Here is a 19,214-nt window from a genome sequence, read left to right as displayed (position 1 = left end):
CCGGAACTCGGGCTTCCAGACGTCACTTTTCTCCCACGGCCAGGAAATGATGAAGGCTACGGTCCACACCCAAACCAGGCCGGTGAAGATCATCATGGCCAGGAAAATCTTGGCAAGAAAACTGCGGTGGTCGCCGGGCATATTTTTCCTTGTTCAGTGTCCCAGCCGGGCAAGCTGGGGTTTGATCTGTTCCAGCGTCGCCGTGAAATTGGCCATGCGCTGCTTTTCCTGATCGACCACGGCAGTTGGAGCGCGGGCGACGAAACTTTCGTTGTCGAGTTTGCTCCGGGCGATGGCGATCTGCTTTTCGAGCTTGTCAATTTCCTTTTTCAGGCGCTCGCGTTCGGCGGCGGCGTCGATTTCAAGCTTGAGCATCAGCTTCGTTTCACCGACCACGGCGACCGGCGCCATCGCGTCGGCCGGCATGTCGCTGACAATCTGTACTTCGGACAGCTTGGCCAGCGCCTGCAGGATCGGCGCGAACTCGGCAATTTCCTCACCGCCACCGGCGACCAGCAGCGGCATGCGCTGGGCGGGCGAGACATTCATTTCGCCGCGCAGGTTGCGGCAGGCGTAGGTCAGGGCCTTGAGGCGCTCGACCTTGGCTTCCGAGGCTTCGTCGAGGCGACTCAGGTCGGCCTGCGGATAGGGGGCGAGCATGATCGAGTCGTGCGTCTTGCGCCCGGCGATCGGGGCCACGGTCTGCCACAGATCTTCAGTTATGAAAGGGATCAGCGGGTGGGCCAGACGCAGGATCGCTTCAAGCGTGCGCACCACGGTGCGGCGGGCGCCGCGTTGTTGCGCCTCGTTGCCGGTCTGGATCTCGACCTTGGAAATTTCAAGATACCAGTCGCAGAACTCGTCCCAGACGAGCTTGTAAATGGCTTGGGCGAGCAGGTCGAAGCGGTAATCGACGAAATGCTGTTCGACTTCCTTCTCAACGCGTTGCAACTGGCTGACGATCCAGCGGTCGGCGAAGCTGAACTTGAGGCGCGGTTCCCCGGTCGGCACGACGCAGACACCAGTGCTCGGTTGCTGTTGGTGGTCGAGCGCCAGGTCGTGGCCTTCGACGTTCATTAGCACGAAGCGTGTGGCGTTCCACAGCTTGTTGCAGAAATTGCGGTAGCCATCGCAGCGGTTGAGGTCGAACTTGATGTCGCGGCCTGGCGAGGCAAGTGAGGCGAAGGTGAAACGCAGGGCATCGGTGCCAAAGGCGGCAATGCCGTCCGGGAATTCCTTCTTCGTTTTTTTGGCGATGCTCTCGGCTTGCTTCGGGTTCATCAGGCCGGTCGTACGCTTTTCGATCAGCGCCTCGAGGCCGATGCCGTCGATCAGGTCGATCGGGTCAAGCACATTGCCTTTCGATTTGGACATCTTCTGGCCTTCACCGTCGCGGATCAGGCCATGCACGTAGACGTGCTTGAACGGGATCTTGCCGGTGATGTGCCTGGTCATCATGACCATACGGGCGACCCAGAAGAAGATGATGTCGAAACCGGTGACCAGCACGGTCGACGGCAAATATTGCTGCAAAATTGGGTTGACCGCGTCAGTTGCCGTATCACCAGTCCAGTCCAGCGTCGAGAACGGCCACAGGGCGGAGGAGTACCAGGTGTCGAGGACATCCGGGTCGCGGGTCAGAGCGCCGTTGTAACCGGCCTTGGTCGCTTCCACCTTGGCTTCTTCCGCGTTGTGGGCGACAAAAATCTCCCCGTTGTCACCGTACCAGGCAGGAATCTGGTGGCCCCACCACAACTGGCGTGAGATGCACCAGTCCTGGATATTGTTTAGCCACTGGTTGTAGGTATTGACCCAGTTTTCCGGATAGAACTTGATCTCGCCGGAATGGACGACATCGAGCGCTTTTTCGGTGATCGACTTGCCGTCATCGCCAGGCTTGGACATGGCGACGAACCACTGGTCAGTGAGCATCGGTTCGATGACGACACCGGTACGGTCGCCGCGCGGTACCTTGAGTTTGTGCTTGTCGGTCTTGAGTAGGAGGCCTTGTTCTTCGAGGTCGACAACGATGGCCTTGCGGGCGTCAAAGCGGTCAAGGCCACGATATTTCTTGGGAATGTAGTCAGTGGTGCTTTTGCCAACCAATTCTGAATCAGCCAAGCCACCCACACGATGTCCCCAAGAAAAATCGTCGATTGGGGATGATTTGATCTTACCGTCCAGCGTCAGGATGGAAATCATCGGCAGGTTATGGCGCTGGCCAACGGCATAGTCGTTGAAGTCATGTGCCGGCGTGACCTTGACGCAACCGGTGCCGAATGTGAGATCGACGTAAGAATCCGCAATGATCGGGATTTCGCGATCGGTCAGCGGCAGTTTTACCATCTTGCCGATCAGGTGCTTGTAGCGCTCGTCTTCCGGATGCACCATGACGGCGGTGTCGCCAAGCATGGTTTCCGGGCGCGTTGTGGCGACGACCAGGCTATCGCTGCCATCGGCCAGCGGATAGCGGATGTGCCACATGAAGCCGTCTTCTTCTTCCTGCACCACTTCCAGATCGGAGACGGCGGTGTGCAGCTTCGGATCCCAGTTGACCAGGCGCTTGCCGCGGTAGATCAGGCCTTCGTTGTAGAGGCGAACGAAGGTTTCGGTGACGACCTTGTTGAGGCCGGCGTCCATCGTGAAACGTTCGCGCTTCCAGTCTGGGCTGGTGCCCATGCGGCGCATTTGTTTGGTGATGGTGTTGCCGGAGTATTCCTTCCATTCCCAGACTTTTTCCAAGAACTTTTCGCGGCCGAGATCGTGGCGCGAGATGCCCTGCGCATCCAGTTGGCGCTCGACGACGATCTGCGTCGCAATACCGGCGTGGTCGGTGCCCGGTTGCCACAGCGTGTTGTGGCCGCGCATCCGGTAATAGCGGGTGAGCGCATCCATCAGCGTCTGGTTGAAGCCATGGCCCATGTGCAGCGTGCCGGTAACGTTCGGCGGCGGCAGCAGGATGCAGAAATTATCCGATTTGTTGCGGTCGACCCCGGCGGCGAAGTAATTCTTGGCTTCCCACTCGGGGTACCAGCGGCGTTCGATGTCGGCGGGTTCGAAGGCTTTGGCGAGTTCCATGAGCTTGGCATAAAAGGGGAAAACCCATGATTATACCGGAGCGCGGCGAAGGCCTTGCCGCGATCTCAGTCGCGCGGACGGATCAGGGCCACGATCTCCGGCTCGCTAAGGAATTCGCGGATGGTGGTCTCGACAATGGCCGGGAGTTCGGCCGCCATGCGATCATGGACGCGCCGGGCGAGTTCATGGGCGAAGATGTCGAGCATTTCTCCATCAAGCGCGATACCGGCTTGTGGCTCTGCGCCGCGCTTCATTTCGGGATTTGCTCTGGATGCCGCAAGGGCAGGCTCGGCATCGAGCAGAACCGGGATATCCGTGTCCGGGTCGATGGCGTCGACAAGAACCGGCACGTCGTCGCTATCCGCGCTTCGCGATCTTTTCCGCCGCATCAGCTTGTCGGCACGGGCGAGGACGGGACTGCTCATTGGGTATCTCCTAACGTTCGCCGAGGTCGAAATAGCGGACCTCGTACCCACGATCCTTGTAAAACTTCACGCGATCGCGGGCGCTGCCGCGATCTGTCTCCTCCCGACCGACTACCTCGATCAGGCTGTGGAAGCGGGAGAAACCAGGCGGGACGACCTCACTGAGATTCATCAGGCGGTCATCCTGCGGCAGTTGATCAAGATTGTCGGTGATCAGGATCGGTGTTTCGGCGGCGAGGGGCGATCCGCTCCGGCAGTGCGGCACAAAACTCAGCGCGGAGTGGGTCCACAGCATGCGGTCGACGTCGTTGGCGACGTCGTTGTCGGGAGCGTAGACCAGCACCGGCTTGTTCTTGGCGTAGGCGCCGCCAAGCAACGCACAGGCTGCGGCAATCTTGTCCGACGCGCCATGGTAGAAAAAGACTTGCGTCAATTCAGCTGGCCGACACGGTGCAGCAGGTAGTGGGTAAGGAGGGCAACAGGTCGCCCGGTAGCGCCCTTGTCGACTCCCGACTTCCACGCGGTGCCGGCGATGTCGAGGTGCGCCCACTTGAACTTCTTGGTGAAGCGCGACAGGAAGCAGGCGGCGGTGATGGCCCCGGCCCAGCGGCCACCGATGTTGCTCATGTCGGCGAACGGGCTCTTCAGCAAATCCTGATAGTCGTCCCACAGCGGCATGTGCCAGGCGCGGTCGTGCGCCTCGTCGCCGGCGGCGAGCAGTTCTCGGGCCAGCGCGTCGCAGTTGGCGAAGAGGCCGCTGGCGGCACTGCCCAAGGCGACGACACAGGCGCCAGTCAGCGTCGCGACGTCGATGACGGTGTCTGGTTCGAAACGTTCGGCGTAGGTCAGCGCGTCGCAGAGTATCAGGCGACCTTCGGCGTCGGTATTGAGTATCTCGACGGTTTGGCCGGACATCGAGGTGACGATGTCTCCCGGGCGGGTGGCCCCGCCACCGGGCATGTTTTCGGTAGCTGGCACAATTACCGTCAGGTTGATGCGCAACTTCAGGCGCGCGACGGCTTGCAGGGTACCCAGCACACCAGCGGCGCCACACATGTCATACTTCATTTCGTCCATTTCGGCCGCCGGCTTGAGCGATATGCCGCCAGTGTCGAAGGTGACGCCCTTGCCGACCAGGACGACAGGCTTCGTACCAGCCGTGGCGCCCCGGTAGCTGAGCACGATCAACTTGGGCGGCTGGTGCGAACCGGCGGCAACCGCGAGCAGCGAGTGCATGCCGAGCTTCTCCATGTCGGCGCGCTCGAGAACCTCGCATTCCAGGTTGAATTCCCGCGCCATTGCCTGGGCCTGCTCGGCCACATGCGCCGGGTGACAGATGTTCGGTGGCAGGTTGCCAAGATTTTTCGCCACGGCCATCCCCTCGGCGATCGCAATTCCCTGGGCCAAGCCTCGTTCGGCCTGCCCATGCTCGTTGCGCCGCTCCACCGCCAGCGTCAGCTTGCGCAATGGGCGGCGCACCTCGTCCTTTTTGGTCTTGAACCTGTCGAAACGGTAGGTGGCCTCGAGCGCGATCATCGCTGTCTGGCGTACGCGCCAGGCGACCCCCCTTTTCCTGACGGGCAATTCGGTCAGGAAGAAAGACGCGTCGAAAGCGCCGGTCGCGTCGACTGTCTTGACGGCGATGCGGATGGCGCCGAGGAATTCCTTTTCGTTAAACTCCTTTTCCTTCCCGAGGCCAACCAGCAGGATACGATCGCAGAGTGTGCCGGGTACATTGTGCAGCAAAAGGGTGGTCGCGGCCTTGCCTTCCATATCGCCCCGCCGGACGACGTCGGAAATATAGCCGCCGGCGGCCTTGTCCAGCAATTCGGCGGGCAGGGTAAGCTTTCTTGATTCGAAAATCCCCACTACGACGCAAGCACTTCTCTGTTTCTCCGGACTGCCACTTTTTATGCTAAATTCCACTCGCTGCTCCAGTTGATGGACATCTCAATATCCGTGGGATTATCCCCGCATTTTTTTGGTTTCGTCAAAGCATGATATTCGAGCGCGCCGCCCGGCGCGAATTGGCCCAGGCAGCATCCGGCATCGGTGTCGTACTGCTGGCGATCCTCCTCTCAACGCAACTCATCCGCTTGTTGAAAGAGGCCGCCGGTGGAAAGATCGCGCCCGAGGCGGTGGCTTCGCTGCTCGGTTTCGCGACCCTGAATTTCATGCCGGTACTACTCTCCCTGACGCTGTTCGTAGCGATTCTGCTCAAGCTCTCACGCGCTTACCGTGATTCGGAAATGGTGGTCTGGTTTTCCTGCGGCCAGCCGTTGACGGCATGGATTCGCCCGGTACTAAGGTTTGCCTTGCCGATCGTGCTGGCCATTGCCGCACTGTCCGGCTTCCTGTCGCCATGGGCGCAATACAACGCGGATGAATACAAGCAGCGGCTCTCGGCGCGCAGCGACGTCTCGCAGGTGACGCCTGGCCTGTTCCGCGAAGCCAAGCGCGGAAACCGCGTCATCTTCGTCGAGTCGCTGGCAGACGATGCGAGCAGGGTCGGCAATGTCTTTGTCGCGTCCATGCAGGAGGGCAAACTGGGCGTGGTGATGTCGGATACGGGTTATCAGGAAATCGCGCCAAACGGCGATCGCTTCGTGGTTCTGGAACATGGCCGACGTTACGAGGTCGAGCCGGGAACGCCGCGGTTCAAGGTCATGGACTTCGAGCGCTACAAGGTTCGCACGGAGGATGGCGAGGTCAAGCCGGAGGAGCGTTCTCCGAGCCGCCTGCCGCTCACCGAACTGGTGCGCGAGACCAGCAATCAAGCCCGGGGGGAGTTGTTGTGGCGGATCGGAATGCCCGTTTCCGCCATCATCCTCGCGCTGATGGCAATTCCCCTTTCCTATGTGAATCCGCGCGCCGGTCGTTCCGCCAACATGCTGATCGCCATTCTGATCTACGCCATCTACAATAACCTTATGTCACTCAGTCAGGCTTGGGTGGCGCAGGGCAAGCTGTCGTTCTCGATCGGCGTCTGGGCCGTTCATGCCCTGATGACACTCCCGTTGCTGTTGCTGTTCTACAGGCGGATCGCGGTATCGATGCCGTGGCAGAGAAGAGGCGCGTGATGTTTCGCCTACGTCTCTATCAGCGTTACCTGATGCGCGAAACATTCGCGGCCATTTTCCTTGTGCTTGCGGCATTCCTCGCGCTCTTCAGTTTCTTTAACCTGGTCAACGAGTTGCCCAGCGTCGGAAAAGCCGGGTATCAATTTGGCCATGCGGTCATTTTCGTGGCCTTGGGCCTTCCGGGGCTGGTTTACGAACTGATTCCCATCGCCGCGCTGATTGGAACTCTTTATGCGCTTTCCACGCTGGCCCGGCATTCTGAAATCACGGTGCTTCGCGCTTCCGGATTGGCGACCCGCGATTTGCTGCTGACCCTGTTCCGGGTCGCCGGACTGCTGGCCTTGCTCACCATACTCGTCGGCGAGGTACTGGTGCCGGTGTCCGAACGTCATGCCCAGGAACTGAGAGCGCGGGCGTTGAGCAGGATTATCGCCCAGCATGGCTTTACGACCGGCCTCTGGCTGAAGGACGGACGAAATTTCATTAATGTTCTTTATGCAACTCCGGATGCGCGCCTGCAATCTGTCCGCATATACAAGTTCGACTCGGCGAACGCGCTCGAGTCGGTCACCGAAGCCCGCGAGGCAACTTTCAGTCCGCCTGAACACTGGCTCTTGCATGGTGTAGTGCGCACGATTCTGGAAGGCGACACGGCACGGGTCGAACGGACCGAGACTGACGAGTGGCGGTCGGGAGTCACACCAGAATTGTTGTCGACACTGATGGTGTCGCCGGACCGGATGTCTCTCGTCGGGCTGTCGGGTTACCTGCAGCATTTGTCGGAGAATCGGCAGAAGACTGGCCGCTATGAGATCGCGATCTGGAAAAAGCTGGTATATCCTTTGACCACCTTCGTGATGGTTGCCTTAGCATTGCCCTTTGGTTACTCGCACAGCAGGGTTGGCGGAATCAGCCTGAAGCTTTTCGTCGGTGTGATGTTCGGCATCCTTTTCTACATGCTGAATGGTCTTTTTTCAAATCTCGGCGCGATCAACTCGTGGCCACCTTTTGCCAGTGCCGTAGCGCCCTCGGCCGTATTTCTGCTGGCAGCCATCGTGATGCTGTGGTGGGTCGAGCGTCGCTGAGGCGGCGCACTCATTGCCCTTCGGCGAAGACGATGCAAGTGCCGGCGATACGGTCGTGCAGGAATTGCCGGTCCTTGTCGAACAACGCCCAGAACAGTCCGATGCCGCACAACAGGATGCTAGGCCACGCAGCCAGATAGCGCAGCAGGGCTTGCATTGGTCTCGGTGGTCGCCCATCGGCACCGGTGAGACGGAGTTTCCAGGTCTTCATGGGCAGCGTCTGCCCACCGTTTAGCCAGAACCATACGAAATAAACCATCAGCAGCAGCAGCATGTGCAGCCACAGCAACCTGCTCGTCATGGCAAGACCAAAGCCGGAGAGTAATATCTGCGGCAGAAGGAACCCGATCAGCAGCACAGCAAATACGACCAGGCTCTCGTACAGCATGCTCGCAAGCCGGCGCCCGATGCCGGGCACAGCACAGGTCATCAATTCTTCCCGGGCTCGACAGGTTGCTGGGTGGTTGCCGTATTTTCAGCGTCCGCAGCAAACTGCTCCTGAGGAGTGGGCGCTAGCTCGGCACCCGGTGGTGGCGCGAGAAGACTGGATGACTTGCCTTCGTGGCGCAATCGCTGCTGCTCCTCGGGAGGCAGGCTCGAAAAGGCTTCCCACTTCTGCTTGACCGTCTGCTTCTGATCCGACGGCAGTTGGTTGAACTCCTTGTAGGTGTCCCTGACCTTGGCGCGCTGCTCAGGGGTCAGATTTGCCCACTCTCGCATGCGCTCCTGCATCCGCCGTTGTTCGTCCGGCTTCATGGCGGGATAGCGCTCGGCAATGCCCAGCCACTTCTTGCGGCGGATATTGTCGAGATCGTCCCAATCCCTCGCAAGTGGCGCGAGGGTTGCCTTCTGCTGCGCGCTGAGCAGGCTCCAGCCCGGTTGCGGCGGGGTGCCTATGACTGCGGTGGTCGGTGGCTGGGCAGCGAGCGGGGCGGCCAGGACCAGCCCAAGGATTACTGCGCTGATGTGTCGTCTTTTAACCATTCGAAGAAATCGTTATCCAGGAGGGCTTCGGGAGGCAGGTCATCGGAAAGTAGCGCGCTGTCAACCTCTTCAATTGCGCTGACGTACTTCACGCTGTCCAGGTAGAAGGAAATCCACATTCCAAGCAACAGCGCGACGACGGCAAGTATCTGCCGCACATAGCGATTGTTCGGTGCGAAACGGAATGGGGAAGCCTTGTGACCCACCAGAACCATCTGCGGCGCGACTTGTTTCTGGCGCGACAGCGCGATGTGGCGGGCAGCCTCCAATCGCCGCGAGGGGGCTGTGGGGATGTCCTTCAGTCCATGGTTCAGCGCCTGCCGAACTCGCGATGCATAACGTTCTTCGTTCATAAATTTATCCCTCTTGCCGACAGGGCGGCTGCTAGCGCGTGGGTGGCGCGCGAACAATGAGTTTTTACGCTGCCTTCTGAGCAGCCCATCGTCGCTGCGGTCTCAGCGACGTCCATGTCCTCCCAGTAACGCATGAGAAAGGCTTCCCGTTGACGTGCCGGCAATTTTTTTATCTCGTCTTCGATTGCAGTAAGGGTCTGGGCCTGCAGAAGGTGGCTTTCCGGCGTATGCGGCCCATGCGGGCCCTCATCTGCGGCCAGGGTTTCCAGCGGGTCGCGATCGTCATCGTCGTCAGGCGAAAATGCCGACAGAACGGTCGTCCACATCGAGCGAACCTTGCTGCGGCGATAGAAATCGCGAATCGTGTTCTGCAGGATGCGCTGAAAGAGCATCGGAAACTCGTCGACCGGACGGTCGCCGTATTTTTCGGCCAGCTTGAGCATGCTGTCCTGGACGATGTCGAGCGCATTTTCCTGTTCGCGCACGGCAAACATTGCCTGCTTGAATGCGCGCCGTTCAACGGATTCAAGAAAATAAGCCAGTTCGTTGGGTGATGCCAGGGTTGTCTCTTCCGGTGGAAAGGCCTTGGGGAGCCTGTGGTCATGCTGTAACGCCTTGACCGAACAGGGTCACTGCTTTAAGGTTACACGTTTTTCAGGCAACAGCTTTATTGGGCTCAAGAATGATGATCAGCGGTGCGGAAATTGTAATCAGGTGTTTGCAGGAAGAAAAGGTCGACTGTGTATTCGGTTACCCAGGCGGGTCCGTTTTGCACATATACGATGCACTCTTCAAACAGGATCAGGTGAAACACGTCCTGGTCCGCCACGAACAGGCTGCCATCCATGCCGCCGACGCTTACTCGCGCTCCTCGCGGAAGGTCGGTGTCGCACTCGTGACTTCAGGTCCCGGCGTGACCAATACCGTTACGGGCATCGCCACCGCCTACATGGATTCGATTCCCGTGGTCGTCATCACCGGTCAGGTGCCGACGGCCTACATCGGCCAGGATGCCTTCCAGGAGTGCGATACGGTCGGCATCACCCGGCCGTGCGTCAAGCACAATTTCCTGGTCAAGGATGTCAAGGATCTGGCGCTGACGCTAAGGAAGGCCTTTCACATCGCGGCTACGGGCCGTCCCGGTCCTGTTGTCGTCGATATTCCGAAGGACATCACCGCACAGGTGTGCGATTTCGAGTATCCCAAGTCTATCCACATGCGCTCTTACAACCCGGTGGTCAAGGGGCACCTTGGGCAGATCAAGAAGGCAGTGCAGATCCTTCAGGAGGCGAGGCGTCCGATCATCTATACGGGGGGTGGCGTCATCCTCTCGGACGCGGCGCGGCAACTGACGGAACTTGCGCGCCGGCTGAATTTCCCGGTGACCAATACGCTGATGGGGCTTGGCGGCTATCCGGCCACCGATCCGCAGTTCGTGGGCATGCTCGGTATGCATGGTACCTATGAAGCCAACAACGCGATGCACTACGCCGATGTGATCCTCGCGGTCGGCGCGCGCTTCGACGACCGCGTCATCGGCAATCTGGAGCATTTCGGCGAGGAAAAGCGACGTGTGATCCACATCGACATCGACCCGTCGTCGATATCCAAGCGCGTCAAGGTCGACGTGCCCATCGTCGGCAATGTGGCGGATGTGCTCGGGGAAATGATCAAGCTGGCCGCCGCCGGGTTCAAGGCCAATCCGGAACTTGCCAACTGGTGGAAGCAGATCGCTGAGTGGCGCGGTCGCGACAGCCTGCGCTACAAGCAGGACCAGATGATCATGCCGCAGTACGTGATGGAAAAGCTCTACGAGGTAACCGGTGGTAATGCCTTCGTCACTTCTGACGTGGGTCAGCACCAGATGTTTGCCGCCCAGTACTACCATTTCGATCAGCCGCGTCGCTGGATCAATTCCGGCGGTCTGGGCACCATGGGGGTCGGCCTGCCTTATGGCATGGGTGTGCTGATGGCCAATCCGGGTGCTCAAGTGGCTTGTGTCACTGGCGAAGGTTCGATCCAGATGTGCATCCAGGAATTGTCGACCTGCAAGCAGTACGGCTTTCCGATCAAGATCATCAACCTGAACAACGGCATGCTGGGCATGGTCCGTCAATGGCAGGAAATGTTCTACTCGAAGCGCTATTCGGAATCCTATGTGACTTCGCTTCCCGATTTCGTCAAGCTGGCCGAGGCCTATGGTCACGTTGGCATGAAGATCGAGAAGCCGGAAGACGTCGAACCGGCCTTGCGCAAGGCCTTCACCGAGCACAAGGATGACCTGGTGTTCATGGATTTCATTATCGACCCGGTGGCCAACGTCTTCCCGATGATTGCGGCTGGCAAGGGCCTGACCGAAATGATCCTCGCTGAAGAACTGTAGGCGGGGGAGGGAAGAGAATATGCGACACATCATTTCCATCCTGATCGAAAACGAATCGGGTGCACTCTCACGCGTGGCCGGGCTATTCTCGGCCCGCGGCTACAACATCGAATCGTTGACCGTTGCGCCGACGGAAGACCCCTCGCTGTCCCGGATGACCATCCTGACCCGGGGTTCGGACGACGTGCTCGAACAGATCACCAAGCAGCTCAACAAGCTGATTGACGTGGTCAAGGTGGTCGACCTTTCCGAAGCAGCCCACGTCGAGCGCGAGCTGATGCTGATCAAGGTCCGCGCCACCGGCAAGGATCGCGAGGAGATGAAGCGCATGGCCGACATCTTTCGTGGCCGCATCATCGATGTCACGGAAACAACCTACGTTGTCGAATTGACCGGATCCAGTTCCAAACTCGACTCGTTCATCGCCGCTCTCGATACCGGCCTGATCCTCGAAACGGTTCGTACCGGAGTCTGCGGCATCGGCCGCGGCGATCGTATTCTCAAAGTCTGACCATCGCACATCAAGAGGATTTCATGAAAGTTTATTACGACAAGGACGCTGACCTTTCGCTGATCAAGGGCAAGAAGGTCACCATCGTCGGTTACGGCTCCCAGGGCCATGCCCACGCGCAGAACCTGAATGATTCGGGCGTCAAGGTCACGGTCGGCCTGCGCAAGGGTGGCGCTTCGTGGAAGAAGGCAGAAGCCGCCGGCCTCAAGGTCGAAGAAATCGCGAAAGCCGTCAAGGCGGCCGATGTCGTCATGATGCTCTTGCCGGATGAGAACATTCCGCATGTGTACACCGAGGAGGTCGCACCCAACCTGAAGAAGGGCGCGGCACTGGCCTTCGCACACGGTTTCAACGTCCATTACAACCAGGTCACTCCGCGCGACGACGTCGATGTGATTATGGTTGCCCCGAAGGGACCGGGCCATACCGTGCGTTCCGAATACCTGAAGGGGGGTGGCGTGCCGTCGCTGATCGCCGTCCATCAGGACCGGACCGGCAAGGCCAGGGACATCGCCCTGTCGTACGCCGCCGCCAACGGCGGCACCAAAGGTGGCGTTATCGAGACCAACTTCCGCGAAGAAACCGAGACTGACCTCTTCGGCGAACAGGCAGTGCTCTGCGGCGGTGCTGTCGAGTTGGTCAAGATGGGCTTCGAGACGCTGGTTGAAGCTGGCTATGCGCCGGAGATGGCCTACTTCGAGTGCCTGCACGAGTTGAAGCTGATTGTTGACCTGATGTACGAGGGCGGCATCGCCAACATGAACTACTCGATCTCCAACAACGCGGAGTATGGCGAGTACGTTACCGGTCCCGAGGTCATCAACGAGCAGTCCCGTGCGGCCATGCGTACTGCCCTTAAGCGCATCCAGCAAGGCGACTACGCCAAGATGTTCATCCTTGAAGGCCGCACCAATTATCCGGCCATGACCGCTCGCCGACGCCTGACCGCTGCTCATCCGATAGAGACGGTGGGCGAGAAGCTACGCGACATGATGCCCTGGATCAAGAAGAACAAGCTCGTCGACCAGTCCAGGAACTGATCCAGGTAGCCGCAGGCTCGAGAGACGCCGTCACTCGCGCTTGTGCTGGCCTCGTCCTGGCATGGGCGGTGTGGAAGTCTGCACCGCCCTTGTTGTTTGCGGATTTGGGCGGAGCACGGTGTATCCTCTTCCTGTTGCCGATTCTGTAGTGACCCATGACCGAACTGAAGCCCCGTAAAACCCTGTTCAATCCGGAACTCAAGCGCCGTGGTATCTACGTGTTGCCCAACCTGTTCACCACGGCAGCGCTGTTCGCGGGCTTCTTCGCGATCGTCCAGGCGATGCAGGGAGACTTCGAGCGGGCGGCGATGGCCATTTTCATCGCCATGGTACTCGACGGCCTCGACGGACGCGTGGCGCGCCTGACGCATACGCAGTCAGCCTTCGGTGCCGAGTACGACTCGCTGTCAGACATGGTCAGCTTCGGCGCGGCGCCGGCGCTGGTAATCTATGAATGGGCCTTGCGCGATCTTGGCCGACTGGGCTGGATCGCCGCCTTCATTTACTGCGCCGGCGCAGCCTTGCGCCTGGCGCGCTTCAATACGACGCTGGAAGTCACCGACAAGCGTTATTTCCAGGGTCTGCCGTCGCCTGCCGCGGCGGCGCTGGTGGCCGGTCTGGTCTGGGTGATGATCGAAACCGGCTTCTCGGGCAGCGATGTGCGCTGGTTCGCTTGTTTGCTGACGGTCTTTGCCGGCCTGACGATGATTTCCAATATTCGCTATTACAGTTTCAAGGACGTCAATCTCAAGAAGAGCGTGCCGTTTTTCGTGATCGCCGGCATTGCGCTGGGCTTCGCGCTGGTGGCCTACAGCCCGGAGATCGCCCTGTTCGGATTTTTTGTCCTTTACGGTTTGTCTGGTTACGTGCTGGCCGTGGTCGGCATTTTCAAACGCAGAAGCGTTTGACGTTTCGGAGCGCAAAATGAAGCATCATCTGGTTATTTTCGACACGACCCTGCGCGATGGCGAACAGAGTCCGGGCGCCTCGATGACCAAGGAAGAGAAGCTCCGGGTTGCCCGCCAGCTCGAAAAAATGCGGGTCGACGTGATCGAGGCCGGGTTTGCAGCCGCTTCACCCGGCGATTTCGAGGCTATTCAGGCGATCGCGCGCGCGATCAAGGAGTCGACCGTCTGCTCGCTGGCGCGGGCGAGCGAGAGCGACATCCGCCGGGCAGGTGAGGCGATCAAGCCGGCAAAATCGGGACGTGTCCATACTTTTATTGCCACTTCGCCGATCCATATGGAAAAGAAGTTGCGCATGAGCCCGGATCAGGTCGTCGAACAGGCGATCAGGGCCATCGGCTGGGCTCGCGAGTACACCGACGATATCGAGTTTTCCGCCGAGGATGCCGGCCGCTCGGAACTCGACTTTTTGTGCCGAATTTTCGAGGAAGTGATCAAGGCCGGCGCGACCACGATCAATGTTCCGGACACCGTGGGTTACAACATTCCGTTCCAGTACGCTGAAACCATGCGCCAGTTGATCGAGCGCGTGCCCAATTCGGACCGGGTGATCTGGTCGGTGCATTGTCATAATGATCTCGGGCTGGCGGTTTCCAATTCGCTGGCCGCCGTCCTGGCCGGTGCCCGCCAGGTCGAGTGCACGATTAACGGCCTCGGCGAACGGGCCGGCAATGCCTCGCTGGAAGAGGTGGTGATGGCCGTGCGCACGCGCGGCGACGTCTTCCCGGTGGAGACGCGGATCGACACGACGCAGATCGTCCCCGCCTCGAGGCTGGTATCGCAGATCACCGGTTATCCCGTCCAGCCGAACAAGGCGGTCGTCGGCGCCAACGCCTTCGCTCACGAAGCCGGTATTCATCAGGATGGCGTGCTCAAGCATCGGGAAACCTACGAGATCATGCGCGCCGAGGACGTCGGCTGGGCCCAGAACAAACTCGTTCTCGGCAAGCATTCGGGGCGTAACGCCTTCAAGGCCCGCCTGCAGGAACTCGGTATCGATCTGGAAAGCGACGAAGCGCTGAATGCCGCCTTTGCGCGCTTCAAGGAACTGGCCGATCGCAAGCACGAGATTTTCGACGAAGACCTGCATGCACTGGTTTCGGATGGACTAGTGGCGCCGGAACACGAACAGTACAAGCTGATTTATTCGCATGTATGTTCCGAGACCGGCGAGATGCCGCATGCCAAGGTGATCCTGAGTGTCGGTGGCGTCGAACGCAAGGGCGAGGCTGGTGGTGGCGGTCCGGTCGATGCCACGTTCAAGGCGATCGAAAGCATCGCCGGGAGTGGTGCGGAGCTTCTTCTCTACTCAGTCAATGCCATTACCACAGGAACGGACGCCCAGGGCGAAGTGACGACCCGTCTGGCCAAGGCTGGCCGGATCGTCAATGGCAATGGCGCGGATACCGACATAGTCATTGCCTCGGCGCGGTCCTACCTGAATGCCTTGAACAAACTGCACTACAGTCTCGACCGGGTGCGTGCTCAGGGCGACGTCTGATCGACCCTTCCGCGACCGGGCTTCTCAGCCTGTCCGGGCGACTTTTTTCGCTTGAAGAGGGCGTGTGACGCGGACGTAGAGAATCGTCGTAACGAACACGATCGTCGCCAGAAGTGTTTCGGCTATTGCCAGTTTTTGTGAAAGCCCGCTGTCGCTGGTGGCGCGTACCAGCCCTTCGAGCAAGTAGAACTGGATGAGTAGCGACATCCATTTATACGTGTAGCGCTTGCCACGAAGGATGCCGAACAGCGGCGCCAGCAGGAGCACCGCCTTGAGGGTCAGCCAGGAGCCGCCCGGCTTTAGCGGCGCCCACCAGAGTTCCCATCCGAGGCAGAGGAAAATCAGGGCGATCAGGCTGGCGCTGGCTATGAACTGATAGCGTCCTGCTGTCACGGTCGACACAGTTTCAGGGCAATATTTGCCAGCCGCTTGCCTTGGGCGAATGCGAGCCGGCTTTCGGCGTCGGAAAGCAGCGGGTTGCCACCGGTGCCGGCGACATGGCTGGCGCCATAGGGTGTCCCGCCTTGTTGGGTATGGCTGACATCCGGCTCGGTGAACGGCAGGCCCATGAGCAGCATCCCGTGGTGGAGCAGTGGCAGCGTCATCGACAACAGGGTCGATTCGTTGCCGCCGTGCTGGCTGCTGCTGGAAGTAAACACGCAGGCCGGTTTACCGACCAGCGTGCCGTTCTGCCAGGCGGCGATAGTCCCATCCCAGAAATACTTCATCGGTGCCGCCATGTTGCCGAAGCGCACCGGGCTGCCAAGCGCCAGGCCGACGCATTCTTCAAGATCGGCCGCCTCGACGTAGGGTGCGCCGGAGTCCGGAACGGCGGCTTCCGCCACTTCGCAGACGGTCGACAACCGGGGTACCGTGCGCAACCGCGCCTGGACGCCGGGAACTGATTCGACCCCGCGCGCTATCCGCTCGGCGAGGGCGCGCACCGACCCGCGGTGGCTGTAATAGAGTACGAGGATGTCATCCATGGTCGACTATTATACGGCCCCATGCAGACCCACTCCCGATATCGCCGGTCGGCGCCCAAGCCAGGCGTACCGTGGACGATCTTCCGCCGCTTTCGCACCGAGAACATGATGCAGACCAGTTCCGCCCTGGCACTCACGACGCTGATGGCGCTGGTGCCGCTGGTCACGCTCATCTTGTCGGTGGCCGATGCCATACCCTACCTTAATCTGCTACTGACCAGGCTCGAAGTGCTGATTCAGGGCTCATTGCTGCCGAGCGGGGCGGCGAGCACCATTTCCGGCAGCATTTCCCGCTTCTCGCACCGTGCGCAGCAGTTGACCGTAGCCGGCATCGCTTTCCTGAGCATCACCGCCTTCATCCTGATGCACACCATCGAACGCGCGTTCAATCACGTCTGGCAGGTCAAGCCGCGGCCCTTCCTCGCCCGTCTCAAGCTCTATATGTTGGCGATAGTGGTGTGGCCATTCGTTCTGGCCGCGGTGGCCGCCGCCATCTCGTTTGCAGTGACCACTTCACTCGGTTTCATCGAGGATGTGGAGTGGGCGCGTCGTGCCTCTCTCAAAGCAATATCGGTGACAGTCCTTGGCATGTTCTTTTCGTTCTTGTACCACGCGGTGCCGAATGCTCCGGTGTCGTGGCGCAGCGCATTGCTCGGCGGTCTTTTCGCCTCACTGGCCTTCGCCATCATGCAGAAGCTTTTTGAATGGTACCTGGCAAGTTCCGCAATCCTGAAGAGCGTTTACGGCGCCTTCGCTGCGTTCCCGGTCTTCCTGGCCTGGCTGCACCTGAGCTGGGCGGTCGTTCTCTTCGGGGGCCTGATCGCCGCTACGAATTCTCGCCCTGTTCGCCAGATTCGTCCGACTCATCCGGCTCGACGCTGAAGACGTCGATACTCGAGGTCTGCTCGGTCAGAACCGTCGGGCGGACCTCGCGAATCTCGATATTGCCCTGCTCGACCAAGACGATCAGCCGAACTTCCTGTTCTTTCAGTTGCCCCGTCGGGGCCACCAGGGTCTGCCCGGTACGCAACGGAAGCATTTCAGGGAGGATGAGTGCCGAGAGCCTGCCTGCCTGGAGTTCGACTGGCCTGATGATCTGTGCGGCAATGGCGCCTGAGGCAAGTTGTTGTATCCCGAGTTCGATATGCTCCGGATTCTCGGAGATCGCCCAGCGCACGATGCCCACATGCCAGTTGTGAATCGGCTCGGTGACATGTTCGCCGGTGGGTCGAACGGCGACAATGTCGCCAACCCGCAGATGCGATGTCTTGCCCGACATGTGCATCAGCGAGTAGCCGTCGGGACTTTCGTTGGTCACCATCCATTCGCTGATCTGGCCATCCGTCTCCGGGTCCCGGATCAATTGCCAGAGTTGTTCCAGCCCGGCGCAGAGACTAACCCGGTATGACCGGTGCCGGCGCTGGAACCGGCGCCTTGCTGGTCTGCCCCAGAGCAGACCGAGGCGGCGCAAAACCCCACGGCCGGCCGGGGTATCCGCGAAATCCGGGAGACCCAGGCTGGAAGCTGGCGCCCCTTTGGCCAAGGCGGCAAGTTGCTCGCGGGTATCGCGGGCGACCATATCGCACGCAAAATAGAGGGCGAACGTGTCACCGGGCGGCAGGCGTCGTGTCATGGCTTGGGCTGGAAAATCCCTGTCCAGTGCTACCCAGAAGATGCCTTTGTGATCCCGCGGTGGATTTTCAAGGATGTCGACGGGCCGTATGCACGACGCGATGTATTCGGTAATGAATTCGAGTTCGGTCGGACAGAACGACGCCGGCTGGGCAATTGCAGCCAGCAGGACATGGAGATAGGAATTCTGGATCGTGGGTTCCCCGTCCGGACCCGGCATCTCGGCGACGCCGAGCCGGCGCGAGGCGCGGTAAGCCGCATGGAGTTGTTGCCAGATTCCAACACTGCTGGGCGAAGCAACCAGGTGACTGATGCGGATGTGCCAGGCTACGCAGGTCATGATACGCCGCAAGGTTTCCCGCGGGGGGCGCACTGGCGCAGGGGCTAGCGAATCGAACAACTCGGAGATTGTGCTGAAATACTCTTGGATCAGCGCATCCAGAAATTCCTGGATGATGCCGGCGCGATGCCGGACCTTGCGCGAAACAGGTAGCGTGACGTCATGCAGCAATGGTAACTGGGCCATGACGATCCTCTCGGCCTGCTCGAAAAGCAGGTCGATAAGCCGTGTGCGCTGTCCGGCAGGAATTGCCGCCTCGCGCAACAGTATTATCTGCCTGAGAAGCTGATCGGCATCGTCCGCGCCGGTTCTGCCGTTTGCGAGGGCGAGCCACTCCATGATGGCCTTGCTTCTGCCATTGGCGGAGCCACGGTAACGATTCATGGTGTCGTGCGACATCTTCGGCGCTCAGAATAACCAATCGTGGCGATTTTTGCGATGTCGGGACTACCAACGGTTGCCACGTCCCGCCATCTCGGGCGGAGTGGCCCGGAATTGCCATTATGGATCTTGTATTTCCTTGATTAGGCGATATAATCTTCGGTCTTTTTAAAGCAACGAAAGAGTTTCCATGGTTGTCATCCGCCTTGCCCGCAGCGGCGCCAAACAGCGTCCCTTCTTCAACATGGTCGTGGCCGATTCGCGCAGCCGCCGCGATGGGCGCTTCGTCGAGCGCATCGGATTCTACAATCCGGTTGCCGCCGGTAGCGCAGAAGGTCTGCGCGTCGCCGTTGATCGTCTGACCTACTGGCAGCAGAACGGCGCCCGGCTGTCGCCGACCGTCGCCCGCCTGGTCAAGCAACACGCCGCCCAGCAGGCCGCTTAAGCAGTCAGCTTTGACTGGCGGCGAT

At 59.9% G+C, this 19,214-nt stretch carries 20 protein-coding genes; 9 read left to right on the top strand and 11 right to left on the bottom strand.

The genetic code is table 11. The annotated features are described in order from the left end of the window. Positions 1-153 precede the first annotated feature (153 nt). The 4 genes from IPP03_08795 to IPP03_08780 all read right to left on the bottom strand — a co-directional run bounded on the left by IPP03_08795 (position 154) and on the right by IPP03_08780 (position 5,429). The gene (locus IPP03_08795; protein ID MBL0352743.1) at positions 154-3,078 is read right to left on the bottom strand and encodes a valine--tRNA ligase; all 2,925 of its coding nucleotides are present in this window, start codon (positions 3,076-3,078) and stop codon (positions 154-156) included. 65 nt (positions 3,079-3,143) lie between these two features. Then, entirely contained in the window at positions 3,144-3,503 is a 360-nt protein-coding gene (locus IPP03_08790; GenBank protein ID MBL0352742.1) for a hypothetical protein, read from the bottom strand. Between the two features lie 10 nt (positions 3,504-3,513). Then, entirely contained in the window at positions 3,514-3,936 is a 423-nt protein-coding gene (locus IPP03_08785) for a DNA polymerase III subunit chi (GenBank protein ID MBL0352741.1), read from the bottom strand. Next, positions 3,933-5,429, bottom strand: a complete 1,497-nt coding sequence (locus tag IPP03_08780; GenBank protein ID MBL0352740.1) for a leucyl aminopeptidase — start codon at positions 5,427-5,429, stop codon at positions 3,933-3,935. Before IPP03_08780 ends, IPP03_08785 begins: the two co-directional genes overlap by 4 nt. Positions 5,430-5,500: 71 nt before the next feature. Here IPP03_08780 and lptF point away from each other — a divergent pair, with 71 nt between their 5' ends. After that, positions 5,501-6,583: an LPS export ABC transporter permease LptF gene (gene lptF / locus IPP03_08775; GenBank protein MBL0352739.1), complete on the top strand. Its 1,083-nt coding sequence runs from the start codon at positions 5,501-5,503 to the stop codon at positions 6,581-6,583. After that, positions 6,583-7,668 (top strand): LPS export ABC transporter permease LptG, encoded by a 1,086-nt coding sequence (gene lptG / locus IPP03_08770; protein ID MBL0352738.1) that lies wholly within the window; start codon positions 6,583-6,585, stop codon positions 7,666-7,668. Before lptF ends, lptG begins: the two co-directional genes overlap by 1 nt. A 10-nt stretch (positions 7,669-7,678) precedes the next feature. Here lptG and IPP03_08765 read toward each other — a convergent pair whose 3' ends face one another. Genes IPP03_08765 through IPP03_08750 form a run of 4 tightly spaced genes read right to left on the bottom strand, consistent with a single transcriptional unit; the run spans position 7,679 to position 9,565 of the window. Beyond that, complete coding sequence (locus IPP03_08765; protein ID MBL0352737.1) at positions 7,679-8,098, bottom strand: RDD family protein; 420 nt, start codon at positions 8,096-8,098, stop codon at positions 7,679-7,681. After that, the gene (locus IPP03_08760) at positions 8,098-8,652 is read right to left on the bottom strand and encodes a DUF3106 domain-containing protein (protein MBL0352736.1); all 555 of its coding nucleotides are present in this window, start codon (positions 8,650-8,652) and stop codon (positions 8,098-8,100) included. Before IPP03_08760 ends, IPP03_08765 begins: the two co-directional genes overlap by 1 nt. Further along, complete coding sequence (locus tag IPP03_08755) at positions 8,622-9,005, bottom strand: DUF3619 family protein (GenBank protein ID MBL0352735.1); 384 nt, start codon at positions 9,003-9,005, stop codon at positions 8,622-8,624. Before IPP03_08755 ends, IPP03_08760 begins: the two co-directional genes overlap by 31 nt. Then, positions 9,002-9,565, bottom strand: a complete 564-nt coding sequence (locus tag IPP03_08750; GenBank protein MBL0352734.1) for an RNA polymerase sigma factor — start codon at positions 9,563-9,565, stop codon at positions 9,002-9,004. The genes IPP03_08755 and IPP03_08750 overlap by 4 nt, the downstream gene beginning before the upstream one ends. A gap of 122 nt (positions 9,566-9,687) precedes the next feature. On the opposite strand from IPP03_08750, the gene ilvB reads away from it, so the two are divergent. From ilvB to IPP03_08725, 5 genes are all read left to right on the top strand, one after another. Then, positions 9,688-11,388, top strand: a complete 1,701-nt coding sequence (gene ilvB, locus IPP03_08745; protein MBL0352733.1) for a biosynthetic-type acetolactate synthase large subunit — start codon at positions 9,688-9,690, stop codon at positions 11,386-11,388. A 19-nt stretch (positions 11,389-11,407) separates the two neighbouring features. Then, positions 11,408-11,899 carry an acetolactate synthase small subunit gene (gene ilvN, locus IPP03_08740; GenBank protein ID MBL0352732.1) on the top strand — a complete coding sequence of 164 codons (492 nt, stop codon included), beginning with the start codon at positions 11,408-11,410 and terminating at the stop codon, positions 11,897-11,899. 23 nt (positions 11,900-11,922) lie between these two features. Further along, a complete protein-coding gene (gene ilvC, locus IPP03_08735; GenBank protein ID MBL0352731.1) occupies positions 11,923-12,939 on the top strand; it encodes a ketol-acid reductoisomerase in 1,017 nt (338 codons plus the stop codon). Positions 12,940-13,094: 155 nt separating this feature from the next. Next, positions 13,095-13,847, top strand: a complete 753-nt coding sequence (pssA, locus tag IPP03_08730; protein ID MBL0352730.1) for a CDP-diacylglycerol--serine O-phosphatidyltransferase — start codon at positions 13,095-13,097, stop codon at positions 13,845-13,847. Positions 13,848-13,863: 16 nt separating this feature from the next. Then, positions 13,864-15,405, top strand: a complete 1,542-nt coding sequence (locus IPP03_08725) for a 2-isopropylmalate synthase (GenBank protein ID MBL0352729.1) — start codon at positions 13,864-13,866, stop codon at positions 15,403-15,405. 24 nt (positions 15,406-15,429) lie between these two features. Here the strand turns inward: IPP03_08725 and IPP03_08720 are convergent, their stop codons facing one another. Beyond that, positions 15,430-15,798, bottom strand: a complete 369-nt coding sequence (locus IPP03_08720; protein MBL0352728.1) for a DUF2069 domain-containing protein — start codon at positions 15,796-15,798, stop codon at positions 15,430-15,432. Then, complete coding sequence (gene wrbA, locus IPP03_08715) at positions 15,795-16,391, bottom strand: NAD(P)H:quinone oxidoreductase (GenBank protein ID MBL0352727.1); 597 nt, start codon at positions 16,389-16,391, stop codon at positions 15,795-15,797. Before wrbA ends, IPP03_08720 begins: the two co-directional genes overlap by 4 nt. A gap of 21 nt (positions 16,392-16,412) precedes the next feature. Here wrbA and IPP03_08710 point away from each other — a divergent pair, with 21 nt between their 5' ends. Beyond that, on the top strand, positions 16,413-17,273 hold the full coding sequence (locus tag IPP03_08710; protein MBL0352726.1) for a YihY family inner membrane protein: 861 nt from the start codon (positions 16,413-16,415) through the stop codon (positions 17,271-17,273). Here the strand turns inward: IPP03_08710 and IPP03_08705 are convergent. After that, the gene (locus IPP03_08705; protein ID MBL0352725.1) at positions 17,218-18,747 is read right to left on the bottom strand and encodes a hypothetical protein; all 1,530 of its coding nucleotides are present in this window, start codon (positions 18,745-18,747) and stop codon (positions 17,218-17,220) included. The two genes, IPP03_08710 and IPP03_08705, sit on opposite strands and share 56 nt — an antisense overlap. A gap of 187 nt (positions 18,748-18,934) precedes the next feature. Between IPP03_08705 and rpsP the strand changes: the two genes are divergently transcribed. Then, entirely contained in the window at positions 18,935-19,189 is a 255-nt protein-coding gene (rpsP, locus tag IPP03_08700) for a 30S ribosomal protein S16 (GenBank protein ID MBL0352724.1), read from the top strand. Positions 19,190-19,214: the final 25 nt, after the last annotated feature.

It is taken from the genome of Candidatus Dechloromonas phosphoritropha, assembly GCA_016722705.1.
GTDB classification, from domain to species: domain Bacteria; phylum Pseudomonadota; class Gammaproteobacteria; order Burkholderiales; family Rhodocyclaceae; genus Azonexus; species Azonexus phosphoritrophus.
The sequence above is the reverse complement of the archived record's forward strand: the minus strand, read 5'-3'. Positions and strand labels throughout refer to the sequence as shown.

What these genes read in the sequence shown, in the direction of transcription:
- wrbA (MBL0352727.1), bottom strand. Translation starts at nt 16,391, where the DNA reads ATGGATGACATCCTCGTACTCTATTACAGCCACCGCGGGTCGGTGCGC.
- IPP03_08755 (MBL0352735.1), bottom strand. Translation starts at nt 9,005, where the DNA reads ATGAACGAAGAACGTTATGCATCGCGAGTTCGGCAGGCGCTGAACCAT.
- IPP03_08765 (MBL0352737.1), bottom strand. Translation starts at nt 8,098, where the DNA reads ATGACCTGTGCTGTGCCCGGCATCGGGCGCCGGCTTGCGAGCATGCTG.
- IPP03_08760 (MBL0352736.1), bottom strand. Translation starts at nt 8,652, where the DNA reads ATGGTTAAAAGACGACACATCAGCGCAGTAATCCTTGGGCTGGTCCTG.
- IPP03_08705 (MBL0352725.1), bottom strand. Translation starts at nt 18,747, where the DNA reads ATGAATCGTTACCGTGGCTCCGCCAATGGCAGAAGCAAGGCCATCATG.
- pssA (MBL0352730.1), top strand. Translation starts at nt 13,095, where the DNA reads ATGACCGAACTGAAGCCCCGTAAAACCCTGTTCAATCCGGAACTCAAG.
- ilvB (MBL0352733.1), top strand. Translation starts at nt 9,688, where the DNA reads ATGATGATCAGCGGTGCGGAAATTGTAATCAGGTGTTTGCAGGAAGAA.
- ilvN (MBL0352732.1), top strand. Translation starts at nt 11,408, where the DNA reads ATGCGACACATCATTTCCATCCTGATCGAAAACGAATCGGGTGCACTC.
- ilvC (MBL0352731.1), top strand. Translation starts at nt 11,923, where the DNA reads ATGAAAGTTTATTACGACAAGGACGCTGACCTTTCGCTGATCAAGGGC.
- IPP03_08710 (MBL0352726.1), top strand. Translation starts at nt 16,413, where the DNA reads ATGCAGACCCACTCCCGATATCGCCGGTCGGCGCCCAAGCCAGGCGTA.
- IPP03_08725 (MBL0352729.1), top strand. Translation starts at nt 13,864, where the DNA reads ATGAAGCATCATCTGGTTATTTTCGACACGACCCTGCGCGATGGCGAA.
- lptG (MBL0352738.1), top strand. Translation starts at nt 6,583, where the DNA reads ATGTTTCGCCTACGTCTCTATCAGCGTTACCTGATGCGCGAAACATTC.
- rpsP (MBL0352724.1), top strand. Translation starts at nt 18,935, where the DNA reads ATGGTTGTCATCCGCCTTGCCCGCAGCGGCGCCAAACAGCGTCCCTTC.
- lptF (MBL0352739.1), top strand. Translation starts at nt 5,501, where the DNA reads ATGATATTCGAGCGCGCCGCCCGGCGCGAATTGGCCCAGGCAGCATCC.
- IPP03_08790 (MBL0352742.1), bottom strand. Translation starts at nt 3,503, where the DNA reads ATGAGCAGTCCCGTCCTCGCCCGTGCCGACAAGCTGATGCGGCGGAAA.
- IPP03_08795 (MBL0352743.1), bottom strand. Translation starts at nt 3,078, where the DNA reads ATGGAACTCGCCAAAGCCTTCGAACCCGCCGACATCGAACGCCGCTGG.